22 protein-coding genes and 1 tRNA gene are annotated in these 23,937 nt (G+C 46.9%); 5 read left to right on the forward strand and 18 right to left on the reverse strand.

Features of this window, described 5'->3' with window-relative positions:
* Positions 1-32: 32 nt before the first annotated feature.
* The 3 genes from BXO87_RS05835 to BXO87_RS05845 all read right to left on the reverse strand — a co-directional run bounded on the left by BXO87_RS05835 (position 33) and on the right by BXO87_RS05845 (position 2,316).
* Positions 33-105, reverse strand: a tRNA-Ala gene (locus BXO87_RS05835).
* Positions 106-233: 128 nt separating this feature from the next.
* On the reverse strand, positions 234-1,064 hold the full coding sequence (locus BXO87_RS05840; RefSeq protein ID WP_007613337.1) for an undecaprenyl-diphosphate phosphatase: 831 nt from the start codon (positions 1,062-1,064) through the stop codon (positions 234-236).
* 91 nt (positions 1,065-1,155) lie between these two features.
* The gene (locus BXO87_RS05845) at positions 1,156-2,316 is read right to left on the reverse strand and encodes an AI-2E family transporter (RefSeq protein WP_007408629.1); all 1,161 of its coding nucleotides are present in this window, start codon (positions 2,314-2,316) and stop codon (positions 1,156-1,158) included.
* Between the two features lie 179 nt (positions 2,317-2,495).
* Between BXO87_RS05845 and BXO87_RS05850 the strand changes: the two genes are divergently transcribed.
* On the forward strand, positions 2,496-3,482 hold the full coding sequence (locus tag BXO87_RS05850) for a Gfo/Idh/MocA family protein (RefSeq protein WP_038459615.1): 987 nt from the start codon (positions 2,496-2,498) through the stop codon (positions 3,480-3,482).
* A gap of 31 nt (positions 3,483-3,513) precedes the next feature.
* Here BXO87_RS05850 and BXO87_RS05855 read toward each other — a convergent pair whose 3' ends face one another.
* The 5 genes from BXO87_RS05855 to BXO87_RS05875 all read right to left on the reverse strand — a co-directional run bounded on the left by BXO87_RS05855 (position 3,514) and on the right by BXO87_RS05875 (position 12,497).
* Positions 3,514-4,038: a type 1 glutamine amidotransferase domain-containing protein gene (locus BXO87_RS05855; protein ID WP_003152143.1), complete on the reverse strand. Its 525-nt coding sequence runs from the start codon at positions 4,036-4,038 to the stop codon at positions 3,514-3,516.
* A 65-nt stretch (positions 4,039-4,103) separates the two neighbouring features.
* Positions 4,104-6,110, reverse strand: coding sequence for a methyl-accepting chemotaxis protein (locus BXO87_RS05860; RefSeq protein ID WP_038459617.1), 2,007 nt, complete (start codon positions 6,108-6,110; stop codon positions 4,104-4,106).
* Between the two features lie 115 nt (positions 6,111-6,225).
* Positions 6,226-8,211 (reverse strand): methyl-accepting chemotaxis protein, encoded by a 1,986-nt coding sequence (locus BXO87_RS05865; RefSeq protein ID WP_038459619.1) that lies wholly within the window; start codon positions 8,209-8,211, stop codon positions 6,226-6,228.
* A gap of 127 nt (positions 8,212-8,338) precedes the next feature.
* Complete coding sequence (locus BXO87_RS05870) at positions 8,339-10,327, reverse strand: methyl-accepting chemotaxis protein (RefSeq protein WP_038459621.1); 1,989 nt, start codon at positions 10,325-10,327, stop codon at positions 8,339-8,341.
* A 184-nt stretch (positions 10,328-10,511) separates the two neighbouring features.
* Positions 10,512-12,497, reverse strand: coding sequence for a methyl-accepting chemotaxis protein (locus BXO87_RS05875; RefSeq protein WP_038459623.1), 1,986 nt, complete (start codon positions 12,495-12,497; stop codon positions 10,512-10,514).
* Between the two features lie 141 nt (positions 12,498-12,638).
* On the opposite strand from BXO87_RS05875, the gene BXO87_RS05880 reads away from it, so the two are divergent.
* The gene (locus BXO87_RS05880) at positions 12,639-13,376 is read left to right on the forward strand and encodes a protein-glutamine gamma-glutamyltransferase (RefSeq protein ID WP_007408635.1); all 738 of its coding nucleotides are present in this window, start codon (positions 12,639-12,641) and stop codon (positions 13,374-13,376) included.
* A gap of 17 nt (positions 13,377-13,393) precedes the next feature.
* Here BXO87_RS05880 and BXO87_RS05885 read toward each other — a convergent pair whose 3' ends face one another.
* The 7 genes from BXO87_RS05885 to BXO87_RS05915 all read right to left on the reverse strand — a co-directional run bounded on the left by BXO87_RS05885 (position 13,394) and on the right by BXO87_RS05915 (position 19,306).
* Positions 13,394-13,645, reverse strand: a complete 252-nt coding sequence (locus tag BXO87_RS05885) for a hypothetical protein (protein ID WP_007408636.1) — start codon at positions 13,643-13,645, stop codon at positions 13,394-13,396.
* A 25-nt stretch (positions 13,646-13,670) separates the two neighbouring features.
* Positions 13,671-14,702, reverse strand: a complete 1,032-nt coding sequence (locus BXO87_RS05890; RefSeq protein WP_038459625.1) for a nitronate monooxygenase — start codon at positions 14,700-14,702, stop codon at positions 13,671-13,673.
* Complete coding sequence (locus BXO87_RS05895) at positions 14,695-15,117, reverse strand: secondary thiamine-phosphate synthase enzyme YjbQ (RefSeq protein WP_007613358.1); 423 nt, start codon at positions 15,115-15,117, stop codon at positions 14,695-14,697. Before BXO87_RS05895 ends, BXO87_RS05890 begins: the two co-directional genes overlap by 8 nt.
* A 121-nt stretch (positions 15,118-15,238) precedes the next feature.
* Positions 15,239-16,897 carry a glycoside hydrolase family 13 protein gene (locus tag BXO87_RS05900; RefSeq protein WP_038459627.1) on the reverse strand — a complete coding sequence of 553 codons (1,659 nt, stop codon included), beginning with the start codon at positions 16,895-16,897 and terminating at the stop codon, positions 15,239-15,241.
* 89 nt (positions 16,898-16,986) lie between these two features.
* Complete coding sequence (locus BXO87_RS05905; RefSeq protein ID WP_038459629.1) at positions 16,987-18,276, reverse strand: hemolysin family protein; 1,290 nt, start codon at positions 18,274-18,276, stop codon at positions 16,987-16,989.
* Between the two features lie 42 nt (positions 18,277-18,318).
* The gene (locus tag BXO87_RS05910) at positions 18,319-18,996 is read right to left on the reverse strand and encodes a zinc metallopeptidase (protein WP_038459631.1); all 678 of its coding nucleotides are present in this window, start codon (positions 18,994-18,996) and stop codon (positions 18,319-18,321) included.
* Between the two features lie 46 nt (positions 18,997-19,042).
* The gene (locus BXO87_RS05915; RefSeq protein WP_015418085.1) at positions 19,043-19,306 is read right to left on the reverse strand and encodes a YuzI family membrane protein; all 264 of its coding nucleotides are present in this window, start codon (positions 19,304-19,306) and stop codon (positions 19,043-19,045) included.
* A gap of 132 nt (positions 19,307-19,438) precedes the next feature.
* Here BXO87_RS05915 and BXO87_RS05920 point away from each other — a divergent pair, with 132 nt between their 5' ends.
* Positions 19,439-19,693, forward strand: a complete 255-nt coding sequence (locus BXO87_RS05920) for an Atypical membrane-integrating protein (RefSeq protein WP_015418086.1) — start codon at positions 19,439-19,441, stop codon at positions 19,691-19,693.
* Entirely contained in the window at positions 19,690-20,676 is a 987-nt protein-coding gene (locus BXO87_RS05925) for a potassium channel family protein (RefSeq protein WP_038459633.1), read from the forward strand. Before BXO87_RS05920 ends, BXO87_RS05925 begins: the two co-directional genes overlap by 4 nt.
* On the opposite strand, the gene BXO87_RS05930 is transcribed toward BXO87_RS05925, so the two are convergent.
* The 3 genes from BXO87_RS05930 to BXO87_RS05940 form a co-directional block, all read right to left on the reverse strand.
* Positions 20,673-21,077 (reverse strand): YugN-like family protein, encoded by a 405-nt coding sequence (locus BXO87_RS05930; protein WP_038459635.1) that lies wholly within the window; start codon positions 21,075-21,077, stop codon positions 20,673-20,675. The genes BXO87_RS05925 and BXO87_RS05930 overlap by 4 nt on opposite strands.
* A gap of 22 nt (positions 21,078-21,099) precedes the next feature.
* Complete coding sequence (locus tag BXO87_RS05935; RefSeq protein ID WP_239692961.1) at positions 21,100-21,453, reverse strand: transporter; 354 nt, start codon at positions 21,451-21,453, stop codon at positions 21,100-21,102.
* 65 nt (positions 21,454-21,518) lie between these two features.
* Positions 21,519-22,871 (reverse strand): glucose-6-phosphate isomerase, encoded by a 1,353-nt coding sequence (locus BXO87_RS05940; protein ID WP_007408647.1) that lies wholly within the window; start codon positions 22,869-22,871, stop codon positions 21,519-21,521.
* Between the two features lie 397 nt (positions 22,872-23,268).
* On the opposite strand from BXO87_RS05940, the gene BXO87_RS05950 reads away from it, so the two are divergent.
* Positions 23,269-23,835, forward strand: coding sequence for an NADPH-dependent FMN reductase (locus tag BXO87_RS05950; protein WP_038459644.1), 567 nt, complete (start codon positions 23,269-23,271; stop codon positions 23,833-23,835).
* Positions 23,836-23,937 lie beyond the last annotated feature (102 nt).

The raw sequence follows: 23,937 nt of genomic DNA on the forward strand, positions 1-23,937 counted from the left end.
ACCCTTATTTATAGAATAAGGGTTTAAAGGTATGGAGCCAAGGGGGCTCGAACCCCTGACCTCTACGCTGCCAGCGTAGCGCTCTCCCAGCTGAGCTATGGCCCCGTGCTGTAACGTCATATTTTATTATAGACGAGTCTTATATGAATTTCAAGCAGAAAATTCAGTTTGCTCATATTTTCCTGAGACGTTTTTCGAACATAAAAAGAAGACCCTCCGGGGGGCCTCTTCGTTTATCGCACGAGCATGATTAAAATGATGCCGAGGATGACACGGTAAATGGCGAACGGGACAAGCTTAATCCGGTTAATAAGCCGAAGAAAAAACTTGACGACTAAGAGGGCGACGACAAAGGCGCAGATAAAGCCGACTAGAAAAAACGGAATCATGTCATAAGAAAGACTGCTCCAGTATTTCACCAGCTTCAGAAGGCTTGCGCCCGCCATAATCGGAATAGCCATAATAAATGTGAAGTCTGCGGCTGCCCGGTGATTCAAGCCGACAATGACACCTCCGGCAATCGTTGAGCCTGAGCGGGAAAATCCGGGCCATAAGGCGAGACACTGGAATAATCCGACACAGAAAGCCTGTTTGTAGGTGATTCTGTCCACCGTATCGATCGTTTCTTTCCTTTTATTGATCCAGTCCGCTATAAGCATAAGCACGGCTCCGGCAATTAATCCGTAAGCGACCGTTCTGACGGAGAATAAATAGCGGTCAATGAAATCCTCAAATAAAAAGCCGAGCACCGCCGCCGGAACAAGACCGACGGCGATTTGCGCGATGGTCAGCCTGTATCCCTTCTGCTGATCGCGCGTGACGTTTTTTTTGAGGCCGAGTAAATGTAATATCCGATCCTTAAACACAATGGCCACCGCCAGAATCGAACCGAGCTGAATCACCACTTTGAAGGAATTGGCGGCTTCCGGATTCATCAGGCTTCCGGATTTCAGCCAGATGTCATCCGCTATGATCATATGTCCCGTGGAAGAAACCGGCGCATACTCCGTCAGCCCTTCCACGATTCCCAAAACGGCTGCTGTGAACATCTCCCATAGTGTCATCCCATTCTTCCCTTCATTCATCATTTACAAAAGAGAAGCTCTCCTCTGAAGGAAAGCCTGTCTTATAATAAATATCATATCCGTTCCGATTTTATGACTTCGATCCAGCATCATTTTTTTCTTCTTCATATAAATGCGAACGCATTTTGAACCAATCAAACAGATGGGTCGTGACCACTTTGATGACCGCATACCCCGGGATGGCTAAAATAATGCCGACAACCCCGAACAGCTTTCCGGCGGTTAAAAGAACAAAGATGATGGTAATCGGGTGAATGTGAAGATTTTTCCCCATGATCTGCGGCGAAATTAATTTCCCTTCCACGAGCTGGACAACGGTCCATACAATCGCAAGCTTCAGCAGCATAAGGGGCGAAGTGACCAACGCGATAATAATCGCCGGCGTGATGGCAATGGTCGGCCCTAAATACGGAACAACGCTCGTACAAGCGGCAATGACCGCAAGCAGTGACGCATAATCAAGTCCGATAATCAGATAGCCGATAAATAATAAAAACCCGATGCAGAAGCTGACGATGACCTGTCCTCTAATATAGGAGCTTAATCTGTGGTTCATTTCACTAAGCATCGTATACGTTTGTTCTTTCAGACGGGTGGGCACAAACTTTAAGATATAGATTGGCAGTTTTTTGCCGTCTTTCAGCAAATAGAACAGAATAAACGGCACGGTCACAATTGAAATAATTACTTCCGTCAGCGCGCCGATAAAATTCCCGACCCCGGTAAATGTGCTGTTTGCAATTGTCGCCGCCTGCGCCGATACTTTATTAGCAAGATCGGAAATGTTGATATTCATCGTCTTTTGCGCCTGATTTACAAAATCGCTTCCGATCAGGCTTTTCGTCTGATCTTCAACAATATCCACATATTTCGGCAGATTGTCGATCAGGCTCATGATCTGTTCCTTTAAAAACGGAATAATTGAAACGACCGTAATCGTAATCAGCCCTATAATAATGAGGTAAAGGAGCAGGATGGAATAGACTCTTTTCACTCTTATTTTTTCCAATATATCTACGATCGGATTAAGCAGATAATAAACGATTCCTGTCAAAATGACGGGGAGCGCAATCGTTTTAAGCAGGACGATAATGGGTGTGAAAATAAATGATGTCTTCATAAAGACAAGGATATTGAGACCGATGAGCAGCAATACAAGCAAAAACAAGACAAATTTATTGTCTAAGAAAAACTGTTTAAATCTGCCGCCCCATGTTTGCAATGTTTCCACTATTGTTCCTCCATCATATGTATTTTACTTAAATTGTACACTATCGTTCCTGTAATGAAAAATAATAACCGATCTCTATGGGAATTTTTCCTTTCTCTTTAGCTGCCAGCCTTTTTTCCATTTATGTTTCTCAGAAAAAAAGCTATAATGTAAGCCAATACATAGAAGGAGCGATAGCAATGATTCGATTTGCAACAGTCGGAACGAATTGGATTACAGAACGATTTCTGGAGGCGGCTTCTGCTATTGATGATTTTCAATTAACGGCGGTTTATTCCAGAACTGAGGAACGCGCGGCGGAATTCGCCGGCAAACACGGCGCTTCTCGTTATTTCACCAGCCTGAAAGAAATGGCGGAAAGCGAAGCCTATGACGCGGTGTATCTCGCCAGCCCGAATGCATTTCACAAAGAGCAGGCGGTCCTTTTTATGGAACACGGCAAGCATGTACTGTGCGAAAAACCGTTTGCGTCTAACGCAAGGGAAACGGATGAAATGATTCACGCAGCCAAAACGAACGGCGTTCTCTTGATGGAAGCCATGAAAACAACGTTCCTGCCGAACTTCAGCATGCTTCAAAACCACTTACATAAAATCGGACCCGTCAGGAGATTCACGGCAAGTTACTGCCAATATTCATCACGATATGATGCATATAAAAACGGTACGGTGCTAAACGCGTTTAAGCCTGAATTATCGAACGGTTCGTTAATGGACATCGGCGTGTACTGCATTTATCCGGCCGTCGTCCTGTTCGGCAAACCGAAAAACGTCATTGCGACCGGTCATAAACTCTCATCCGGCGTTGACGGCGAAGGCACGGTCATTCTGTCATACGACGGATTTGAAGCGGTGCTGATGCATTCGAAAATCTCAAATTCGTTTGCCCCGGCGGAAATTCAGGGTGAAGACGGCACGATCGTGCTGGACAGCATTCACGGACCGGAACGGGCGGAAATCCGCTATCGTGACGGACGGACGGAAGACATTTCAGTCCCTGATCTGAAACCGTCGATGTACTACGAAACGGATGAATTCATCAATCTTCTTCGAAACGGACAGCGGGAGTCTTCCGAAAATACATTTGAACGTTCTTTCATTACGGCAAGCATTATGGAGGAAGCGAGAAAACAAATCGGAATTGTCTTTCCCGCCGATCAAAACTAAAAACATCCGCCCGGATTCGGGCGGATGTTTTTTATTTGGACGCTAACAGGTCAGCAAACGCTTTTGCATACTGCGGAAGGTCGGGCGGGCGACGGCTTGATACAATGTGGCCGTCAGTTACGACTGCTTCATCCAGCCACTGTGCCCCTGCATTTGTCATGTCGTCTTTGATGCCGGGCGTGCTCGTTACTTTTTTTCCTGCGAGAATTCCGGCAGATATGAGCACCCAGCCCGCATGACAGATCTGGCCGATCGGCTTTTTCTGCTCGTTCATCGTACGGATGATGTCCAAAACTTCGGGATATCTTCGCAGTTTGTCAGGAGCCCAGCCGCCAGGCACGAGCACGGCGTCATACTCCTGAATAATCAGGCTCTTAAAATCGTAATCCGCCGTCGCGGGCACGCCGTATTTTCCTTTGTATGAACGGCCCGCTTCTTCTCCTATTAAATGAACGATCGCGCCTTCCTCTCTCAGCCGGTAGACGGGATACCAAAGCTCTAAGTCTTCAAAATCGTCACTGACAAGCGCTATGACTTTTTTGCCTTCTAATCTCATCACTGCCACTCCCTTCTTTTATACTAGTGTATCGCTTTTTTCAGATAAGGAAAAGAAACAGCTCGCTACAGCTGTTCTTCGTCTTCAGACTGAATCGTAAATTTCCGTGTGACCTGCTGCAGTTCTTCAGCCATATGCGCAAGCGTTTCGGCGGATGAACTGATTTCTTCCATGGAGGCCAGCTGCTCTTCAGCTGAGGCGGCGATGTCTTGAATGCCGGCGGACCCTTCTTTGGCGACTGAGGTAATGTCCTCCACCGCGTTTGTTACATTTTGCGACCCGGCTGCAAGCTTCTCAAGCGTTCCGTTCATATGCTGCAAGGCGCCTGAAATCTGAGTCGTCATTTCTGAGATTTTTTTGAAGCTTTCGGCCGTTTGATCCGTAATATCGAGGCCTTCCTTCACATCTTGATTCACCGCTTGGAATACGGAAAGCGATGTGGCGATTTCTTTGACGATTTCCTGAATCAGCGTTTCGATTTCCTTCGCGGAGCCGGCTGATTGTACGGCAAGCTTCCTCACTTCTTCCGCAACGACGGAGAAGCCCCGCCCGTATTCGCCGGCTCTGGCCGCTTCAATGGCAGCGTTTAAGGCAAGCAGATTTGTTTGATCGGCAATGCCGTTAATGACGTTGAGAATGCTCTTAATGTCGTGCGACTTCGTTTCCAGCCCTTTTACGACCGCTTCCGCCTGCTGTACGGAACGATCAATTGTTTTCATCTGGCCTACCGTTTTTGCCACTAATTCTTCTCCGCTTCCGGCCGTTTCAGAGGTTTGGATGGCGGATTCAGTGATTTCCGCCGATACATTCGCCGTCTCGGCAATGCCGGCATTCATTTGGGAAAGGTGATCAGCACTTTCTTCCAATTTCTCGCTTTGTGATTCGTTTCCGTTTGAGAATTGTTCAATCGCCAGTGTAATATGCTCTGTCGCCTTGCTCGTCTGTCCGGCGGATGCCGTCAGCTCTTCGGATGAAGAAGCGACATGTTCGACGGATGATTGAATGACGCCGATGACAGACCGGAGTGAGGCCGACATCTCATTGAAGCTTTGGCTGAGCTGCCCGAATTCATTTTTTGACTTGATATCAATGACTGCCGTTAAATCGCCGTCACTGATTTTAGCTGATGTCGAAACAAGTTTTTTGAGCGGTTTTGCAATCGAGCGAATGATAAAAAAGATTAAAACCCCGCCGACGATAAGAGAAACCGCCAGAATGATCAGCGCCATTTTCATGACAGGCGAGGCTGCGTCATGGATCTCACTGACAAAAAATGTGCCGGCGATTTTCCAGCCCGTCAGTTTGTTTGTCGTGAAGGCCATTTTCTTCTGCTGTCCTTCAAACATGTATTCAAACGATCCGCTTGATTTGGAAAACACTTCTTTCGTCCACTCTCCGGAGCCTTCCGTTCCCGCTTTTATAGTCGGATGGGCGATGTATTTTTTATCTCCCGTTGTAATGAAGGCAAATCCTTTATGACCGATCTGGACGCGTTCGGAAGCGTTCAGCAGGTCGCCCAGATTAATATCAAGCGCCACAACGCCTGATCCGTCTTTTGTCTGCTGGGCAATCGTAACGACCGTCTGTCCGGTTGCAGCGTCTTTATAAGGCTCGGTAAACACCGGCTGTCCGCTTTTTTCAACCGCTTTTGTATACCACTCGCGCGTGAGCGGATTATAATCGGACGGCATGTCAACGGACGGGTATTTCACGAACGCTTTGTCGCGAGACGCGGCGTAAATTGACGCGACATCGTCATTTACGGTGACATACTGCTTCATATTTTCAAGCAGTGCGGATTTATTTTTCGTATTCAGTTTTTCCTTTGTGATTGATTCGCTGTAGTAGTCAATCGCTTTCAGCTTGCCTTCGAGCATGTTTTCCAGCACGCTGTTCAGTTCGCTGACATTTCCCTGGGCGCTGTGGGTCAGTTCGCTTTCTAATGTACTCCCCGCCGTTTGGTAGCTGAAGTAGGCGAGTATGCCGATCGGAAGCACCAATACGGCTAAAAATGCCGCGATCAGCGGCTTGCTGATGGATGGCTGTTTGATCCAATGTATCAGTTGTTTCATTTTTTCAGTCTCCTTCTTTGAAAAGCTAAATCTAATATCGTCAGCTAGGACAAAAGATTTATTAAAAAAACTAAAAAAAACACCCAAACAGCACATTTGGGTGTTCTATGACCTATTAATCTATTTTAAATCGTTTCGTCATATCACGTAATTCTTCCGCCATTTGGGATAACGTTTCCGAAGACGAACTGATTTCTTCCATTGAAGCCAGCTGTTCTTCGGCGGAGGCCGCGATATCCTGAATGCTGGCGGAGCTTTCTTTTGCGATGGACGCGATTTGCTCAGAAGCTCCTGAAATCTGCTGAGATCCTGCTGTCAGCTGTTCTACCGTCGCATTCATATTTTGAATTTCTCCGGCGATCTGGTTCGTCATTTCAGAAATCCGTTTGAAGCTCGTTTCGGTCTGATTCGTAATATCCAGTCCGCTCTCCACCTCTTTGTTGACGGATTGGAACATGCCGAGAGATGTATTGATTTCGTTGACGATTTCTATAATTAAGCTTTCGATTTCTTTCGCTGAATCGGCAGACTGGACCGCAAGTTTTCTGACCTCTTCGGCGACGACTGAGAAGCCCCGGCCGTATTCACCCGCACGCGCGGCTTCAATTGCCGCGTTCAGCGCAAGAAGGTTTGTCTGATCAGCGATTCCGTTAATGACACGGAGAATGTTTGTAATGTCTTTTGATTTTGTTTCAAGTCCGCGCACCACTTGTTCAGCTTCTTTCACTGACCGGTCAATGACGTTCATTTGGCCGACCGTCTGGTGGACGAGCTTTCCGCCTGAATTGGCGACTTCCGCTGATGTGGCGGAGGATTCGGTAATGACGGCAGATGCTTTCGCCATATCTTTAAGCCCGCTGTTCATTTGGTAAATATGTTCCGCCGCGCTTTCAATATTTTCACTTTGGCTTTCATTTCCGTTAGAAAATTGTTCGATCGCCAGTGTGATATGTTCGGTTGCCTTGCTTGTCTGCTCCGCTGAAGCCGTCAGCTCCTCTGAGGAAGATGCGACGTTATTCACGGAATCCTGGATGGCATGGATGAGAGACCTTAGCGAAGCGGCCATATTGTTAAAGCTTTTGCCAAGCTCGCCTAATTCATCTTTTGACTGAATCTCGATCGTTTCTGTTAAATCGCCTTCACTGATCTGTTTCGATGATGTCACAAGCTGCTTGAGCGGTTTTGTGATTGAACGGATAATCAGCACCATGACGATGGTTCCGATGACAATCGCTAATACGAGAACGAGCAGGGACAGATGAAGGATCGGCAGGGCCGCTTCATGAATTTCGTCCAGATACATCGTTCCGGTAATCTTCCAGCCTGTCAGCCCGTTTGTATCATAAGCCATTTTCTTTTCCTGGCCGTCGTATTTGTATTGAAAATCACCTTTTTTGCTGGTGAACAGCTGTTCAGCCCACTCCCCGTTTAATACTGTGCCTGACGTGCGGTTCGGATGGGCGACCACTTTTTTGTCTTTCGTCAGGATAAAAGCGTAGCCGGATTTTCCGATGTTCACTTTCTTTGTCGTTTTCAGAAGCTCATCGATTTTCATATTGATGGCGACGACTCCTGAGCCGTCTTTCGTCTGCTGAACGACTGTCACGACCATCGTATTGGTGGAAGCCGTGCGGTAAGGATCTGTTACAACAACTTTCCCCTTATTTTCCACGGCCTTTTTATACCAGTCTCTTTCAATCGGATTATATCCTTTAGGCATCTGCAGATCCGGATACCGTGTGAAATGTCCTTCCGTGTCACTCGTATAGATGGATTCCACGTCTTTATTGATCTTCATGTACTCTGTGAATTTATCGGTAATTTGCGATTGGTTTTTCGGCTTGTACCGATCCTTTGTGAGCCAGTCGCTGAAATATGCCGTTCCGTCTTCCTTTTGGCTGATGCTTGTGTTGATCATATCGTTAATCTGCTGCACATTATCTAGTGCGCTTCCCATCATCTGCCTGTCAAGCGTGCTTACCGCCGATTGATAGGCGATAAAAGCCAGCGTTGAAATAGGAAGAATGAGAATGGCCAAAAAAGAAATGAGCAGTTTTCTTGTAAGCGATCTCTGCTTGATGATTTGAACAATTTTTTTCATCTGCTATATCTCCTCTTGCGTGTTTACCCTTCATATCGGCAATTATGGGTAAATATACACATCCAAAAAGAAGAAATATAACGAAACGTACTTTTTACCTATTGTTAAATTAGTCTTTTAGACTTAATTAAGAGTTTATCTTAAAACGCTTTGTCAGTTCGCGTAATTCTTCCGCCATTTTTTCCAGCGTGACGGCGGAGGAACTGATTTCCTCCATGGACGCAAGCTGCTCTTCAGCTGAAGCCGCGATGTCCTGAATGCCGGCCGCGCTTTGTCTGGAGACGGCCGCGATATCCTCTGAAGCGTTTGATACTTCCTGAGACCCGGCAGAAAGCTGTTCCACGGTTGCATTCATATTTTGCAGTTCACCGGCAATCTGATTTGTTTTAACGGAAATGTCCCGGAAGCTTTTTTCCGTTTCGTCCGTTAACTGAAGTCCGCTTTTCACCTCGTGATTGACGGATTCCAGCATTCCGAGCGAAGTATGAATTTCTTTGACGATTTCATGAATTAAGGATGCGATTTCTTTCGCTGAATCGGCGGATTGGACGGCAAGCTTTCTCACTTCTTCGGCAACGACTGAAAAACCGCGTCCGTATTCTCCCGCTCTTGCCGCTTCAATGGCTGCATTTAAAGCAAGGAGATTCGTTTGATCGGCAATGCCGTTAATGACGCGCAAAATGCTGGTGATGTCCTGCGATTTGAGTTCAAGCCCTTGTACGACTTGCTCCGCTTTACTTACGGATTGGTCAATGGCGCCCATCTGGCCGGCTGTTTTCTTGACAAGCCGCTCACCGGCGCCGGATATCTCCGCCGATTCAATTGACGTTTCCGTCACCACGGCTGCCGCTTCCGCCAGATCGCTGAGCCCGTCTTTCATCTCATTCACTTGGGCTGTCGCTTTATCAATACTCTCACTTTGGTCTTCCGTTCCATTAGAAAACTGTTCAATCGCAAGGGTGATATGTTCCGTTGCTTTGCTCGTCTGCTCAGCCGAAGCCGTCAGCTCCTCTGAGGAAGAAGCGACATGTTCAACAGAGTCCTGAATTCCCTGAATAAGCGAACGGAGTGAATCTGTCATATGATTAAAACTTTTACCGAGCACGCCGAGCTCATCTTGAGAGCTGACATCAATGGTTTCCGTCAGATCTCCGCTGCTGATTTTTTCCGCTGAAGCTACGAGACGCTTTAACGGTTTGGTAATTGAGCGGATGACAAAATAAATGAAAATCATCCCTGCGGCAATGGCTATCGCCAATATGATAACGGCCAGAGTCAGAACCGGTCTTGCCGCATCCTTGATTTCATCCACGGACATGGTTCCGCTGATCTTCCAGCCCGTCGCTTCATTGGTCACGTACGCCATTTTTTTCGCTTTCCCGTTCAGCGTATATTCATAGTCGCCTTTTTGCCCGCTGTATAATGTATCAACCCATTTTCCCGACACCGCCGAGCCGGCTTTTTCATCACTGTAGGCAACGGCTTTTTTATTTTTGCTGAGGATAAAGGCATATCCTTCTTTTCCGATGTTCACTTCTTTTGTCATCGTGATGAGATCGTCGATTTTTATATCAATGGCGACGACGCCTGATCCGTCTTGCGCCGCGCGGGCCATAGTGACGACCATCTTTTTGTTTGAGATGGACTCATAAGGGTCTGTGATGATGGTTTGGCCTTTATTCTCCATGGCTTCCTGATACCAGCTTCTTTCAAGCGGGTTGAAATCGGCCGGCATATCGGCATGCGGATAACGGGTAAACGTTCCTTCCTTGCTGCTTGAAAATACGGCGGACGCTTTATCATTGCTTTCAATAAACTGCTTGAACCTTTCTTGCATTTCCGTTTGGTTTTTTTCTTTAAATTTGGCGCTTGTCGCCCATTCGCTGAAATATGCTGAGCTTTTTGTAAACATTCCGATCCGGTCATCAATCATATTGTTTAAGATTTGCACATTTCCTTCGGCGCTTTCCATCATTTGCTTTTCAACGGATGAAGCCGCCGAACGGTAGGCGCCGGCAGCCAATACTGCTACCGGAATAATTAAGATCAGTAAAAATGAAATGATAAGTTTTTTGGCTATTGATTTTCTGGCGATTTTTTTTGCTGTTTTTTTCAATTTTGTAAACCTCTTTCAATCATTTACTGTTTATATCGGTCGACTCCCTTTTTATTACATTGAAAATTAAGTCATAAATGAAAAATAGTTCTATGTACTCCCTTTGCATGCAAGACTTTTTGTTTAATTATCCGGATGTCACTATAAAAAAAGACGCCTTCCATCCGGAAAGCGTCCTTTTTTACTAGTTGATTTTAAATTGTTTCGTTAATTCCCGCAGTTCTTCGGCCATTTGTGCCAAAGTATCGGCGGATGTGCTGATTTCTTCCATTGATGCAAGCTGTTCTTCTGCGGATGCGGCAATATCCTGAATGCTTGCTGCGCTTTCCCGTGATACGTCCGCAATATCGGTCACCGCGGCTGAAACGTGCTGGGAGCTGTCCGACAGCTGTTCAACCGTGCCGTTCATCGATTGAAGCTTCTCGGCGATATCGTTTGTCATGCCGAAGATATTCTGGAAGCTTTCTTTCGTGCGGTCCGTTACGGCAAGTCCTGATTGAACTTCTTCATTAACAGAGGTGAACATGTGAAGCGATGTATTAATCTCAGCCGTGATTTCCTGAATGAGTTTTTCAATCTCTTTGGCAGAACCGGCGGATTGGACGGCCAGCTTGCGCACTTCTTCGGCTACCACTGAGAAGCCCCGCCCGTATTCACCGGCTCTTGCCGCTTCAATGGCTGCATTTAAAGCAAGCAGGTTTGTCTGATCGGCAATACCGTTGATGACTCTTAAAATATGAGTGATGTCTTTTGATTTGGCCTCAAGACCTTTTACAACCGCTTCCGCCTGCTGGACCGATTGATTGATGAGATTCATCTGCCCGACGGTTTGCTGCACATATTCTTCCCCGGTGCCGGCAGCTTCCTTCGATTGTTTAGATGCTTCCGTAATGGATGATGATGTGCGGGAAACGGCGGCGAGTCCGTCATTTATATGATTCAGCTTGGCTGAACTTGAATCGACTTTTTCGCTTTGCTCTTCGTTTCCGTTTGAAAACTGCTCGATGGCCATTGTAATATGTTCCGTCGCTTTGCTTGTCTGCGAAGCTGAAGCGGTCAGCTCTTCCGATGACGCGGCCACGTTGTCGACAGAGTTTTGGATCGCGCTGATCAGTCCGCGCAGAGATTCTCCCATTTCATTAAAGCTCGCGCCGAGTTCGCCCAATTCATCTTTCGAGCGGATATCAATGGTTTCGGTCAAGTCTCCGCCGCTGATTTGTTTAGAAGAGCGGACAAGCCGTTTCAGCGGTGACGTAATGGATCTGACAATCAACAGAATTAAAATTCCCCCGATGATAATGGATGCTGCAAGGACGATCATTCCCATCGTCAGCACCGGTTGTGAGGCGTCTTTAATTTCGTTGAGCTCCATGCTCCCCTCTATTTTCCATCCGGTCAGTTTATTTGTCGTAAACGCCATTTTTTTATTTTGATCATCGAGCTTGTATGAAATAATGCCGCTGTCTTTGCTGTATACCTCATTCAGCCACGGGGTTGAAACTTTATCGCCCGGTTTGTGGTCTTTATGCGCGACATAGGTTTTATTTTTGGACGTGATAAACACGAAGCCTTTTTGCCCGATTTTGATTCCCTTCATCTGCTTCAGCAGCTGGTCAATCGTAATATCCATGGCCACTACGCCTGTTCCGTCCTGCATCTGCTTTGCCACGGTGACGACCATGCTGCCGTCGCTTGCCGCGGTGTAAGGGTCGGTGACAACGAGCGTGCCGCCAGCCTTCACAGCGTCTTTATACCAAGTGCGTGTTCTCGGATCGTAATCGGCCGGAGTATTCTCCTTCGGCGCCTGTGCGTAGCTGCCGTCTTCCGTTCCTCCGTAAATGCGGGCTACGTCCTTATGAATAGACGTGTATTGCCCGAACTTTTCTTCAAGAGCAGACATGTTTTTCTTTGAGAAGGATGACCCTTTTAACGTTTCACTGAAAAATTCAATCGCCTTTGCTTTTGCGCCGATATCATTTGTAATCGTTGTGTTAAAAGATTCAATGTTATTTTTCGCGTTGCCTGAAATCTGATCATCCAGCGAATTGCTCGCCGTATGGTATGAACTGAATTCTAACACGAGAATCGGTATGATTAAGATCACGATAAATGAAATGATTAATTTACGTGAAATCGATGCCTTTGTGCACCAATTGATGAATTTTTTCATATTAAGCTGCTCCCTCAAGTGTGATACCTTATATATCGGCTCAGTCTTCACATTTTGTTAACATTTCCTCCTTTTTTATGACTTGATTTTCATTGCCCAAGCTTCCTGCATATCTTATAAAAAAAGATAGGGGGCGCGCAGATGATTATCATATCCGGCCAAGTGCTTCGGCCTCAGGACATCGCGAACTGGCAGACGGAAGAAAGCCTTGTTCCTTATATAAATGAACTGCTCAATTCTCCCGTACAATTCGATTACGGGTCGATTGCTGAACTGATGTTCGAGGTGCGGCTGCGCCGCCATATTGTGGAAGCCGCAAGAGAACTGCACGGATCAGGTGTGAAATTTGCAACTTTCGCCAAAACATACGGAAATACGGCTTATTGGAGAGTGACGCCGGAAGGAGCCTTGGAGCTGAAGTACAGAATCCCCGCTTCAAAAGCGATTCGGGACATTATTGAAAATGGGGCGTTTTACGCATTTGAATGCGCTACCGCCATTGTTGTGATTTATTATCTGGCCGTCTTAAAGACAATCGGTGAAGAACGGTTTAACCGGCGTTTCCGGGATATCACTTTGTATGACTGGCACTATGAGCATCTGCCGATCTACACGGAAACCGGCAGTCACTTTTTACGGGGAGATTGTTTATATTTTAAAAATCCTGATTTTAATCCTGCAAAGGCTCAGTGGCGGGGAGAGAATGTCATTGTGATGGGGAATGATCAATATTTCGCCCACGGTCTCGGGATTCTGACCGCTGAACAAATCATCCAGAGATTGAATTCTTTAAGAAAAAAAAATGCCGTGCAGCCGGCTTATCTGCTTAACCAGGCAACAAGGCTTGATGCACCCGCGCTTTATCAGATCATGCATTAAAACAATCCCATCGTCTGTCATTGTGACGATGGGATGCGGAATGCTTTTCTTTTCCGGTAAAAAGCCGTCGTGCCGAGCGCTTGGTTTGCAGCCCATTCAAACTTCTCTAAATCATGTCGGGTGACAGCTCTGTCCCGTCGGCTCCATTTAATGGCGCGGACAAAGTAATACCCTTTAATCGGCGCCATGGTGACTTTAGAATGCGGAAAATCTTCAAAGACAAACTCAATAGTCCCTCTTTTTTTATAGGACATTTGAAGAATCTTCATCATCCATCACCTCACGATTTCTGGATTATGATTCGCACAATCTGTCCAAAACGGTTTTCACGTCTGTCGGCCCTTCAAGTTTCGCGGCGGACTGGCCGGCCCATAAAGACATATACTCCGCGTCTCCTGATTGAGCCGCGTGCCCGCGCATCGGCTTTGTCAGCGTATTATGCAGCGGATAAGGCAGTGTATTTCCCTCGTCAGCTTCATATGTTTTCATGAACTGATTCACGATTCCCCGCGCCTGTTTTCCCGAAAACAGGGTGGTCAGCCGCGTGTCGGCTCCTTTTGATTCGGCAATGGCTTTTTGATATGCCGGTGAGGCGCTGCTTTCTTCACAAAGGAGAAACGGTGTTCCTACTTGAACGCCGTCCGCACCCAAACATCGGGCCGCCTGCACGCCGCGGCGGTCAAAAATGCCGCCTGCCGCAATCACCGGGATATTCAGCGCGTCTTTAGCCTGCGGAATCAGCGCCATAAGGCCGAGAGCCGGTTCTCCTTTAACCGGCAGAAACGACCCGCGATGTCCGCCGGCTTCTATTCCCTGAAGGATAACGGCGTCCATCCCCCGTTCTTCAAAAGCCTTCGCTTCCTCCGGCGTTGTCGCCGTGCCGAAAAGGAAACAACCGCTTTTCTTCAGCTTTTCCGCCGTTTCTTCCGGCGGCAGGCCGAAGGTGAATGAACACGCTTTGACTCCGTAACGGATCAGAAGCTCCGCTTTTTCCTCAAAATCATTCCATTCTTCTTTCAGATCAGAGAACGGCTTGGCGTCTTTTGCCCTCGGAATGCGGGCTTTCCATTTTTCAACCAGTTCCGCCTCAGGCATCTGCCTTTCTTCCGGGACGAAAAGATTTACTTGAAAGGAGCGGTCCGTCAGCTCTTTCATCTCGATAAGCTGTTTTTCAAGCGCTTGCGGGCTGACGTATCCTGAAGCAAGGCTTCCGAGCGCCCCTTCATTTGATACCGCCGAAGCCAGACACGGCGTGACCAGCCCGCCGGCCATCGGCGCCTGAATGACGGGCTTTGTTAATGATAATGCACTCATCCACTCACTCATTTGTGTTTTCCTCCGGTTCAGCCTGTATTTTGATATAACATGTTCTGTTTCGCGGACCGTCAAATTCGCAAAAATAAACGCCCTGCCATGTTCCGAGTATCAGGCGCCCGTCTTCTATGATGACATGCTGGGAGGCGCCGGTTGTACTCGCTTTCATATGTGCCGCCGTATTTCCCTCCATATGCCGGTCCAGTTCGTGCTCCCACGGATACATTTCATCAAACCTTCTGAGCATATCCCTCTTCACATCCGGATCGGCATTTTCATTTATGGTAATGCCGGCGGTTGTATGGGGACAGTATATGAGCGCCAAACCGTTTTTCACGCCTGTTTCGCGGAGAAACGCTTCGGCTTCATGTGTGATGTCGATCATTTCATCCCGTCTGTTTGTTTGAATCTGCAATTTTTTCAGCATATAAATGCCTCCTTTCTTTTTCTCTTCCTTTCCCATATTCGTTTCTGTATTTGTCTTTTCCTGTCGGATCGCGATGATAAACGCAGATCACAAAAAACTTCAGCCTCGGGACTGAAGTTTTTCACCATATATATACGCGTGCCTCATAAGGCTTTAAAAGAAAGGATGTCACATGGCGGTGCGCTTCTGTTTCTGCGTTTGCAAGCACGAGAGAATCGGAGTCAAGCGGATAACCGGGATGCCTGTATAAAGCGGGGGTTCGAGACAGATTTGTGATGATCAGGGCGGTTGTTGTTCCGTTTTTTCTTAGATAGGCATAAATCTGCCGGTCATTCGGAAGCAGCAATTCGTATGTGCCGCTGATCAATACGCCGTATTCTTTTCTGAGGGCGAGCAGCCGTTTGTAGAAATGGTATACGGATGTTTTATCCTGCATTTGTGATGCAGCATTCAGCCATGTGTAGTTCGGGTTCACTCCGAGCCACGGAGAAGCATCAGAAAACCCGCCGTTCGCCTCACCGCTCCATTGCATCGGTGTCCGTGAATTATCCCGGCCCTTCTTCCAGATGATCTTCATCACTTTTTCATGCGGAACGCCGCGGGACGTCTCTTTTTCATACAAATATTTCATTGCGGCGTCATCATAATCTTCAATGGATGGAAACGAAACATTGGTCATCCCGAGCTCCTGCCCCTGGTAAATAAACGGCGTGCCTTTCATCAGCATATACATCGCGGCGAGTGCCTTGGCGCTTTCTGTCAAAAACCGTTCGTCACCCCATACCGAGACGGAACGGGGCTGATCGTGGTTCTCCATAAACAACGCGTTCCAGCCCTTTCCTTCAAGACTGTTCTGCCAGCCGGACAAGACGCGCTTAAGCGCCGGAATGGAGATGCTTTGATCATCTTCCGTATCCCAGAGGCCGAGATGTTCAAATTGAAAAATCATTTGAAAGATGCCGTTTTCTTCACCGGCCCAATCAGCCGCCTCCCAAGCCGCCACTCCGTTCGCCTCGCCGACCGTCATGATCGGATAGCGCGAAAATGTTTCCCGTTTCAGCTCTTTTAAGAGATCCATTATGCCTTCCCCATTCATATGATACGGGAAAGACGGGACGTATGGGAGACCGTCCGGATTCGGCATGTCAGGGAGCCCTTCTTTTTTCTTAATGTGAGAAATGGCATCCACCCGGAAGCCGTCTATGCCTTTATCAAGCCACCAGCGGACCATCTCATAAACGGACTGCCTCATCGCTTCGTTTTCCCAATTTAAATCAGGCTGTTTTTTGTCAAACAGGTGCAGGTAATACTGGCCGGTCTCTTGATCATATTCCCACGCTGATCCGCCGAAAATGCTTTCCCAATTGTTCGGCTCTTTGCCGTTTTTTCCGCTTCTCCAGATGTACCAGTCCCGTTTTTCAGAATCTTTCGCTGAGCGTGATTCGATAAACCAAGGGTGCTCATCGCTTGTATGGTTGATGACGAGATCTATAATCAGCTTCATGCCGAGCGCATGGACATCTGCAAGGAGCCGGTCAAAATCCTCCATCGTCCCGAATTCGCCGGCAATTTGTTTATAATTCCGAATATCGTAGCCGTTGTCCGCGCCCGGCGAGTCAAAAACGGGACAAAGCCAGATCACATCCGCCCCCAACTCTTTTATGTAATGAAGCTTTGCTCTGATGCCGTTCATGTCGCCGATTCCGTCCCCGTTCGAATCCATAAAACTTCGGGGATAAATTTGATAGACGGCCGCCGTTTTCCACCAATCCGTTTTCATACCGACACTCCTTTCTTTACAGCATATGAAGGAGCTGGACGAAGAAGCATTTTTTTCATAAAAAAAGCCTCATTGCAAAAGCAGGAGGCTCAGAAATCAGTTTTTTTAATTTCAACGAAGCGGATATGATGGTCTTCCGCTTCCAGCACTTTAAATTCACACCCTTCGGCATGAAACACATCACCATTTTTCAGCTCCATTTTTTGTGTTAAGAGCCAGCCGGCAATCGTGTCAATGTCTTCATTTTCGATGGCGATATCAAGGAGATCATTCACCTCTTCTATGAGCGCCTTGCCGTCCATCACATAGTGGTGTTCGCCTTTTTTGACGATGTGGGGCATTTCATCCTGGTCATATTCATCACGGATTTCCCCGACGATTTCCTCCAATATGTCTTCGACGGTCACAAGTCCCGCCGTGCCGCCGTATTCGTCAACGAGAATCGCCATATGAATCCGCTCCTTCTGCATCCGGATCAAAAGCTCCTGAACGGGGATGCTTTCAATGACTCTGATGACCGGACGCATAATTTCTTTTAATTCAATGGAGCGGCCGAGAAAATACGCTTTAAATAAATCCTTATTGTTAATAATGCCGAGAATGTGATCTTTGTCTTCCTTAATAACCGGATATCGCGTATACCGTTCGTTGATGATCAAATGTATGGCTTCATCAACTGACTGTTCAAGCGAGATGGCGGCGATTTCGGTGCGCGGCACCATGATTTCTCTGGCGACCCGGTTATCGAATTCAAATATTTTATTGACGTAACGGAATTCGGATTGATTGATTTGACCTTTTTTATAGCTTTCGGACAAAATCAGCCGCAATTCCTCTTCACTGACGACGACCTCATGTTCTTTCACCGAATGAAAACCGAACAGCTTGACCAAAAATCCGGCTGATCCGTTTAACAGCTTAATAAACGGATACATCACTTTATAAAACAGAATGAGCGGTTTCGCCGTCCACAGACTGACGGCTTCGGCTTTTTGAATGGATATCGTTTTCGGCGCAAGCTCTCCGATGACGACGTGCAGATACGTGACGGCGATAAACGCCGCAATAAACGTGACGACGTGCGTAATAGATGACGGCATTCCGATCAGGCTGAAAACAGGATGAAGAAGCCGCTGAATCGTCGGTTCACCGAGCCAGCCGAGTCCGAGCGCCGTAATCGTAATGCCAAGCTGGCACGCTGATAAATATTCATCGAGATTTGAAATTACCCTGTGCGCCGCGAGCGCCCGGCTGTCTCCGGTTTCAACCAGCTCCGCGATTTTTGAACCGCGGATTTTGACAATCGCAAATTCCGCAGCGACAAAGATGGCCGTTAATCCGATTAACAGCATAATGAGAACCAGTTTTAATATAAGCAAAAAAACCCCTACCGCAAACGGTAAGGGGCCACCTCCTTCGTGTTAATTCTCATCACGACCATTTAAGAAAATCATCACAAAACGAAGCAGCTCGAATAATGAAACGAGCGCCGCAGCCACATACGTCAGCGCGGCGGCGTTCAGCACTTTATTCACGCCGTGTTCTTCACTGTTGCGAATGAATCCTTCCGACACGATAATCCGCTTCGCCCTCGCGCTGGCATTAAACTCGACAGGCAGTGTGACAAGCTGGAAAAAAACAGCGGCCGAAAACAAAATAATGCCGAGTCCGATTAAGTTCAAGCTGCCCAGGAGCATCCCGCCCAAGAAAAGCAGAGGGGCAACCCCGGAGGCAAAATTGACGACCGGAAAAATTTTGTGCCTCAGCACAAGCGCGCCGTATGATTCCTGATGCTGCAAAGCATGTCCGACTTCATGGGAAGCGACGGAAATGGCGGAAATGGAGCGGCCGTAATATACCGGCTCAGATAAACGCACCACCCGCTCCGTCGGGTCGTAATGGTCTGTTAAAGTGCCTCTTACCGGTTCTACCGGCACATCATATAAACCGTTAATATCAAGAATCCGTCTTGCCGTTTCCGCCCCCGTCCGCTGACTGGAAGCTTCCACGTCTGAGTATTTCTGAAAATTGCTTTTCACTTTAAATTGTGCCCAAAACGACAATCCCAATGCAACAATTGTTAAAAAGATAAACAGCATATTATCCTCTTCCTTTTTCACTTATATCGTACGATCTGCTTATATATTATTTTAATGATTGTCCGCTTTCCTGTACAGAAATCCGCTTCTTTTTTCTGACAGGAATCAATCCTCCGAGCATGATGAGGATACACCCGGCCAATCCGATGTAAAACGGAAACGTGCCTGCGGTCTCCTTTGCAAAAACAAGCCATGAGAATCCACCGGACATGTGATTGTATCCATTCAAATCGAAAATAAGCAATACGGCCGCCGAAGCGAGCAGCTGCGCTCCGGCCAGCGCCGCCAGCAGTTTTTGAATGACCGTCATTTGACTCACCCTTTTTCGGTCCGCTTTCTTTATCATATGAAAAAATAAGGGTGAATATGTTTTCGGCGATTTTTGAAAGACATCAAACGAACTGGGACATACTGTATAAAAAAAGATACAGGTGTGATCGACATGAAAGTGACAAATGGCGAGAAAGAACAGCTGAGCAATGCGATAGACAGAATGAACGAAGGGCTTGACGCCTTCATCCAGCTCTATAATGAAGCGGAAAACGATGAACCTCTCATTCAGTTTGAAGATGAGACGGCCGATTTAATCAGACATGCGCGTGACTCATACGGCCAGGAACAGCTGGACGAAAAACTAAACACCATTATTAAGCAGATTTTATCCATCTCTCTGTCGAAAGAAGAGCCGGACGAATGAAATCAAACCGTTTATTTATTTCCTGGCTGAGATGGCCGTTATATGTTCGGATCGGGCTGATCATTATGGCCTTGATTTTATTGTTCGGCCAACTCATTTACATGCTCGAACCGAAGCAATTCACGTCTGTGTTTGAAGGGGTTTGGTGGGCGGTGATTACGGTGGCCACAGTCGGCTACGGCGATTACGTTCCCCAGACGCCGCTCGGGCAGATTGCCGGTATGGTGCTTGTATTAAGCGGAGCGAGTTTTGTGACCGCCTATTTCGCCACGCTTTCTTCAGCCGTATTCAGCAAACAGCATCGCTATGTCGAAGGGAAGGTCGCCTTTAAAGGCAAGGGGCACGTCATTCTTATCGGATGGAATGAAAAATCGCATATGCTGCTGAAAGAACTGCAGCACATCGCACCGTCAAAAACTGTCGTCCTGATTGATGATTCATTAAGGGAAGGGCCGCTTATTGAAAACGTCCATTTCATCCGCGGACATGCCGCTGATGACAGCACGCTCAATAAAGCGAATATTACGGAAGCCGATACCGTCATTCTGACAGCCGACCAGCAGAAAAATGAATCCGAAGCTGATATGCTGTCGGTATTAACGCTTCTCGCCATCAAAGGGCTGCATCCGTCGGTTTATTGTATCGTGGAAATTTTAACGGAACGGTATGTCAAAAACGCCGAGCGCGCAGGAGCCAATAAGATTCTGTGCACATCACGGCTGTCGAGCCGGGTGATGTTTGAGCATTACCGGGTCAAGCTGCAGCTTGCCAAACCGCAAACGCTGTCAGATCTGACGCTGGAGAAAAAGGTGCGCATCATTCCCGTCCCCGAGGAATTAAAGGGCTCATCTTATCATGACTGTGCGCTCTATTATCTCAAACGGAATACCACGATCATCGGCATACAAAAAGAAGAGGGGCCGATGCTGACCCCTCCCCTGTCATACCAGGTGCTCGATACTGATCTGTTTTTGGCTCTTTAATGCAGCAGGACGTCTTCCAGCTCTTTCACAAGCGAGATGCCGATATCTGTATATGAGCAGTCAATTGCCGCATCCCGCCGTTTCGGCTCCGAGAATTGGTTGAATAATGACTCAAAAACACCGCCGCCTGCGTGATCATCCGTTTCCTGCTGATAGACGTGCCTCAGCAAAAAGGGTGTGCCGATTGTAACGGCGGCCCCCCGTTCATCCAGGTGTCCCTTATTTGCTTCAACAGGGATACGGAGAAATACATAGCCGTCCTGATCGGAAATTTTGTAATCAAAGAACCCGCGGTCATACTCCCAGCCGCCTCCGATGGTATAACCGATCGGTTTCAGCACCTGTTCCAATTCGCGGAGTAAAAAAGATTGCCCCTCAAGTGAAGATGGTATGCTGATCATGTGCATATGCTCCTTTTTGTCTTTAGCGTCCCCGCTCTGCGGTATCTTCATACGGCGTCAGGCAAGAATCGGGAGCGGCAGACAGACGCTGAAAAGAGGTAACGGCGCATTCAATCAGAACATACGTCACAATTGCGGAGAGAGCGGCTTCCGTTGAAATATAGAAAACGGCGGCATAGAGACAGCACTTCGTGATCAGCGTATGCATCCGGCCAATCTTCAGTTTCAGCCGGACCATGTCCGTAAACAAGCCGAGAGGGAAAGCGAAAAACAGGATGGTTTGTAAGAGGGATTCAGGAGACAGTTTTAGTGCCGAATAGACAATAGCGGCGGAACAGACGGAAATGACGGCATGCTTACATAAGAGTCGTATCATTCATCATCACACCTTTCACGGTTTAAAAAAGGCTGACCCGTCATGCTGAGGGCCAGCCCTTCTTTTTATTTTTCAAGGCGTTTTTCAAGCTCTGCTTTTTTCTCTTCAAAGCCCGGTTTGCCGAGAAGCGCGAACATATTCACCTTATAGGCTTCAACACCCGGCTGATCAAACGGGTTGACTCCGAGCAGATAACCGCTCATCGCCACCGCTTTTTCAAAGAAATAGACGAGATATCCAAATGTATATGCATTAAGCTCCGGAATATTGACAATTAAGTTCGGCACTTTTCCGTCTGTATGGGCAAGCATCGTGCCTTCGAACGCTTTTTTGTTGACGAAATCGACCGTTTTGCCGGCTAAGTAATTTAAGCCGTCGAGATCATTTTCCGCCTCTTCAATTGTCAGCTCATGCTTCGGTTTTTCAACGTTTAATACAGTTTCAAACAGATCGCGTCTGCCTTCCTGCACGTATTGACCGAGAGAGTGAAGGTCTGTTGAGAAGTTAGCAGAAGAAGGATAGATGCCTTTTTCATCTTTTCCTTCACTTTCGCCGAAGAGCTGCTTCCACCATTCCGCAAAGTATTGCAGCGCAGGCTCATAGTTGATAAGCATTTCAATGGTTCTGCCTTTATTATACAGAACGTTGCGGACGACGGCGTATTGGTAAGCCGCGTTCTCTTCTAATTCCGAGCTGGAAAAGTCTTTGCTTGCATCAAGAGCGCCTTTCATCATTTCATCGATATCAGCCCCGCTTACCGCAATCGGCAGAAGACCTACCGCAGTCAGAACGGAGAAACGTCCGCCGACATCATCAGGAATAACGAATGATTCGAAGCCTTCTTCATTAGAAAGCGTTTTTAAAGCGCCGCGCTCTTTATCTGTCGTCGCGTAAATCCGCGCTTTCGCTTCTTCTTTTCCGTATTTTTCTTCAAGAAGTTTGCGGAAAATCCGGAAAGCGATTGCAGGTTCCGTCGTCGTGCCTGATTTAGAAATGACATTGATAGAGAAATCAGCGTCTTCTAAAAGATCCATAACATCTTTCATATAAGTTGAGCTGATATTGTTGCCGATAAAGATAACTTGAGGGTTTTTGCGCTTGTCTTTCGGCAGAACATTATAGAAAGAATGATTGAGCGCTTCGATCGCTGCGCGGGCGCCTAAATATGAACCGCCGATACCCACGACGAGAAGCACGTCTGAATCTGATTTAATTTTTTCAGCGCTTTTTTTAATGCGCGCGAATTCTTCTTTATCGTAGTTTTCAGGGAGGTCCACCCATCCTAAAAAGTCGCTTCCGGCGCCTGTTTTTTCATGGATATTATGGTGTGCCGTTTTTACGAAATCACGTGCGTATGTAAGTTCATGTTCATTGAAAAAAGGTAACGCTCTTGAGTAATCAAAGCGTACATGCGTCATTTGCTTGTCCCTCCATCACGGTGAATTGTTTTCTCTTTCACTTTATATGAACTCACCCGCTAAATCAAGTCATGAAGAAGGCCGGATGAATACGGGATTTGCGCTAAAGATGCGTTCATTTTTTATACAATATCCCGGATTCAATATGGTTATATTTGTAATAATCATGAGAGAGGTAACGAATCGAATGTTGGTGATCCAGGAACGTATCACCTTTACTTTGGAGCAGGATGACATCCATCGCCAATCCCGGTGGGCCGGTTCTTTTTATATAGTACTCCTCTTGAGAGGCTGCCGCACAGGCATATTAAGGCATAAATGTCCATTTTTAAAAATAGTGTCTATATTTGGGTTAGCGTGTTAAGATGAAAGTGATTTTATACCGGGAGGTGATTTTATGACTAAAACCATTGGTCTTATTTGTGGAAGTTTACGAAAAAACTCGTATAATCGAGCAATTGCTCAATCATTGATTGACTTCGATAATGCGGCTCAATTTCGCTGGGTTGAAATAGACAGTCTTCCTTTTTTTAACGAAGATTTAGAAATTGCCGGAGCACCAGACTCCGTAACATCCTTTAGAGCTGATATACAAGACGTTGACGGCGTCATCATTGTAAGTCCAGAGTACAATTCCGGAATTCCGGGGGTATTAAAAAATGCATTGGACTGGGCATCGAGACCGCGGACCTCTTCTGTTTTAAACAGAAAACCGGTTGGCTTAATCGGAGCAACCCCCGGAGGGTTCGGCACTGCCTTTGGTCAAACGCAATTGAGAGAAGTACTCGAAGCTATGCAAGTCAATGTTTTGCCATTTCAAAAAATGCTGATTTCGCAAGTCCATGGGAAAATTGATTCCGCTCAAAACATACTTACGGATGAACAAACAAAACGTTATCTTCAACGCTATTTACAACAGTTCATCCATTGGATTGATCATGCTCCGGTTCCCGTTCCAGATTAATTGAAGGATCATCACCCTCACGAGAAGTCACCTCAGAAATAACTTTCTATCTACACAGCATATGAATAGATTTACCGTTTTCAATTCACAAGCTTACTTGCC

The sequence above is a fragment of the Bacillus sp. GZB genome (assembly GCF_001975995.1).
In the GTDB taxonomy this organism is placed as follows: domain Bacteria; phylum Bacillota; class Bacilli; order Bacillales; family Bacillaceae; genus Bacillus; species Bacillus velezensis.

What these genes read in the sequence shown, in the direction of transcription:
- BXO87_RS05840 (WP_007613337.1), bottom strand. Translation starts at nt 1,064, where the DNA reads ATGACACTATGGGAGATGTTCACAGCAGCCGTTTTGGGAATCGTGGAA.
- BXO87_RS05850 (WP_038459615.1), top strand. Translation starts at nt 2,496, where the DNA reads ATGATTCGATTTGCAACAGTCGGAACGAATTGGATTACAGAACGATTT.
- BXO87_RS05855 (WP_003152143.1), bottom strand. Translation starts at nt 4,038, where the DNA reads ATGAGATTAGAAGGCAAAAAAGTCATAGCGCTTGTCAGTGACGATTTT.
- BXO87_RS05860 (WP_038459617.1), bottom strand. Translation starts at nt 6,110, where the DNA reads ATGAAACAACTGATACATTGGATCAAACAGCCATCCATCAGCAAGCCG.
- BXO87_RS05865 (WP_038459619.1), bottom strand. Translation starts at nt 8,211, where the DNA reads ATGAAAAAAATTGTTCAAATCATCAAGCAGAGATCGCTTACAAGAAAA.
- BXO87_RS05875 (WP_038459623.1), bottom strand. Translation starts at nt 12,497, where the DNA reads ATGAAAAAATTCATCAATTGGTGCACAAAGGCATCGATTTCACGTAAA.
- BXO87_RS05880 (WP_007408635.1), top strand. Translation starts at nt 12,639, where the DNA reads ATGATTATCATATCCGGCCAAGTGCTTCGGCCTCAGGACATCGCGAAC.
- BXO87_RS05885 (WP_007408636.1), bottom strand. Translation starts at nt 13,645, where the DNA reads ATGAAGATTCTTCAAATGTCCTATAAAAAAAGAGGGACTATTGAGTTT.
- BXO87_RS05890 (WP_038459625.1), bottom strand. Translation starts at nt 14,702, where the DNA reads ATGAGTGAGTGGATGAGTGCATTATCATTAACAAAGCCCGTCATTCAG.
- BXO87_RS05895 (WP_007613358.1), bottom strand. Translation starts at nt 15,117, where the DNA reads ATGCTGAAAAAATTGCAGATTCAAACAAACAGACGGGATGAAATGATC.
- BXO87_RS05900 (WP_038459627.1), bottom strand. Translation starts at nt 16,897, where the DNA reads ATGAAAACGGATTGGTGGAAAACGGCGGCCGTCTATCAAATTTATCCC.
- BXO87_RS05910 (WP_038459631.1), bottom strand. Translation starts at nt 18,996, where the DNA reads ATGCTGTTTATCTTTTTAACAATTGTTGCATTGGGATTGTCGTTTTGG.
- BXO87_RS05915 (WP_015418085.1), bottom strand. Translation starts at nt 19,306, where the DNA reads ATGACGGTCATTCAAAAACTGCTGGCGGCGCTGGCCGGAGCGCAGCTG.
- BXO87_RS05920 (WP_015418086.1), top strand. Translation starts at nt 19,439, where the DNA reads ATGAAAGTGACAAATGGCGAGAAAGAACAGCTGAGCAATGCGATAGAC.
- BXO87_RS05925 (WP_038459633.1), top strand. Translation starts at nt 19,690, where the DNA reads ATGAAATCAAACCGTTTATTTATTTCCTGGCTGAGATGGCCGTTATAT.
- BXO87_RS05930 (WP_038459635.1), bottom strand. Translation starts at nt 21,077, where the DNA reads ATGATCAGCATACCATCTTCACTTGAGGGGCAATCTTTTTTACTCCGC.
- BXO87_RS05935 (WP_239692961.1), bottom strand. Translation starts at nt 21,453, where the DNA reads ATGATACGACTCTTATGTAAGCATGCCGTCATTTCCGTCTGTTCCGCC.
- BXO87_RS05940 (WP_007408647.1), bottom strand. Translation starts at nt 22,871, where the DNA reads ATGACGCATGTACGCTTTGATTACTCAAGAGCGTTACCTTTTTTCAAT.
- BXO87_RS05950 (WP_038459644.1), top strand. Translation starts at nt 23,269, where the DNA reads ATGACTAAAACCATTGGTCTTATTTGTGGAAGTTTACGAAAAAACTCG.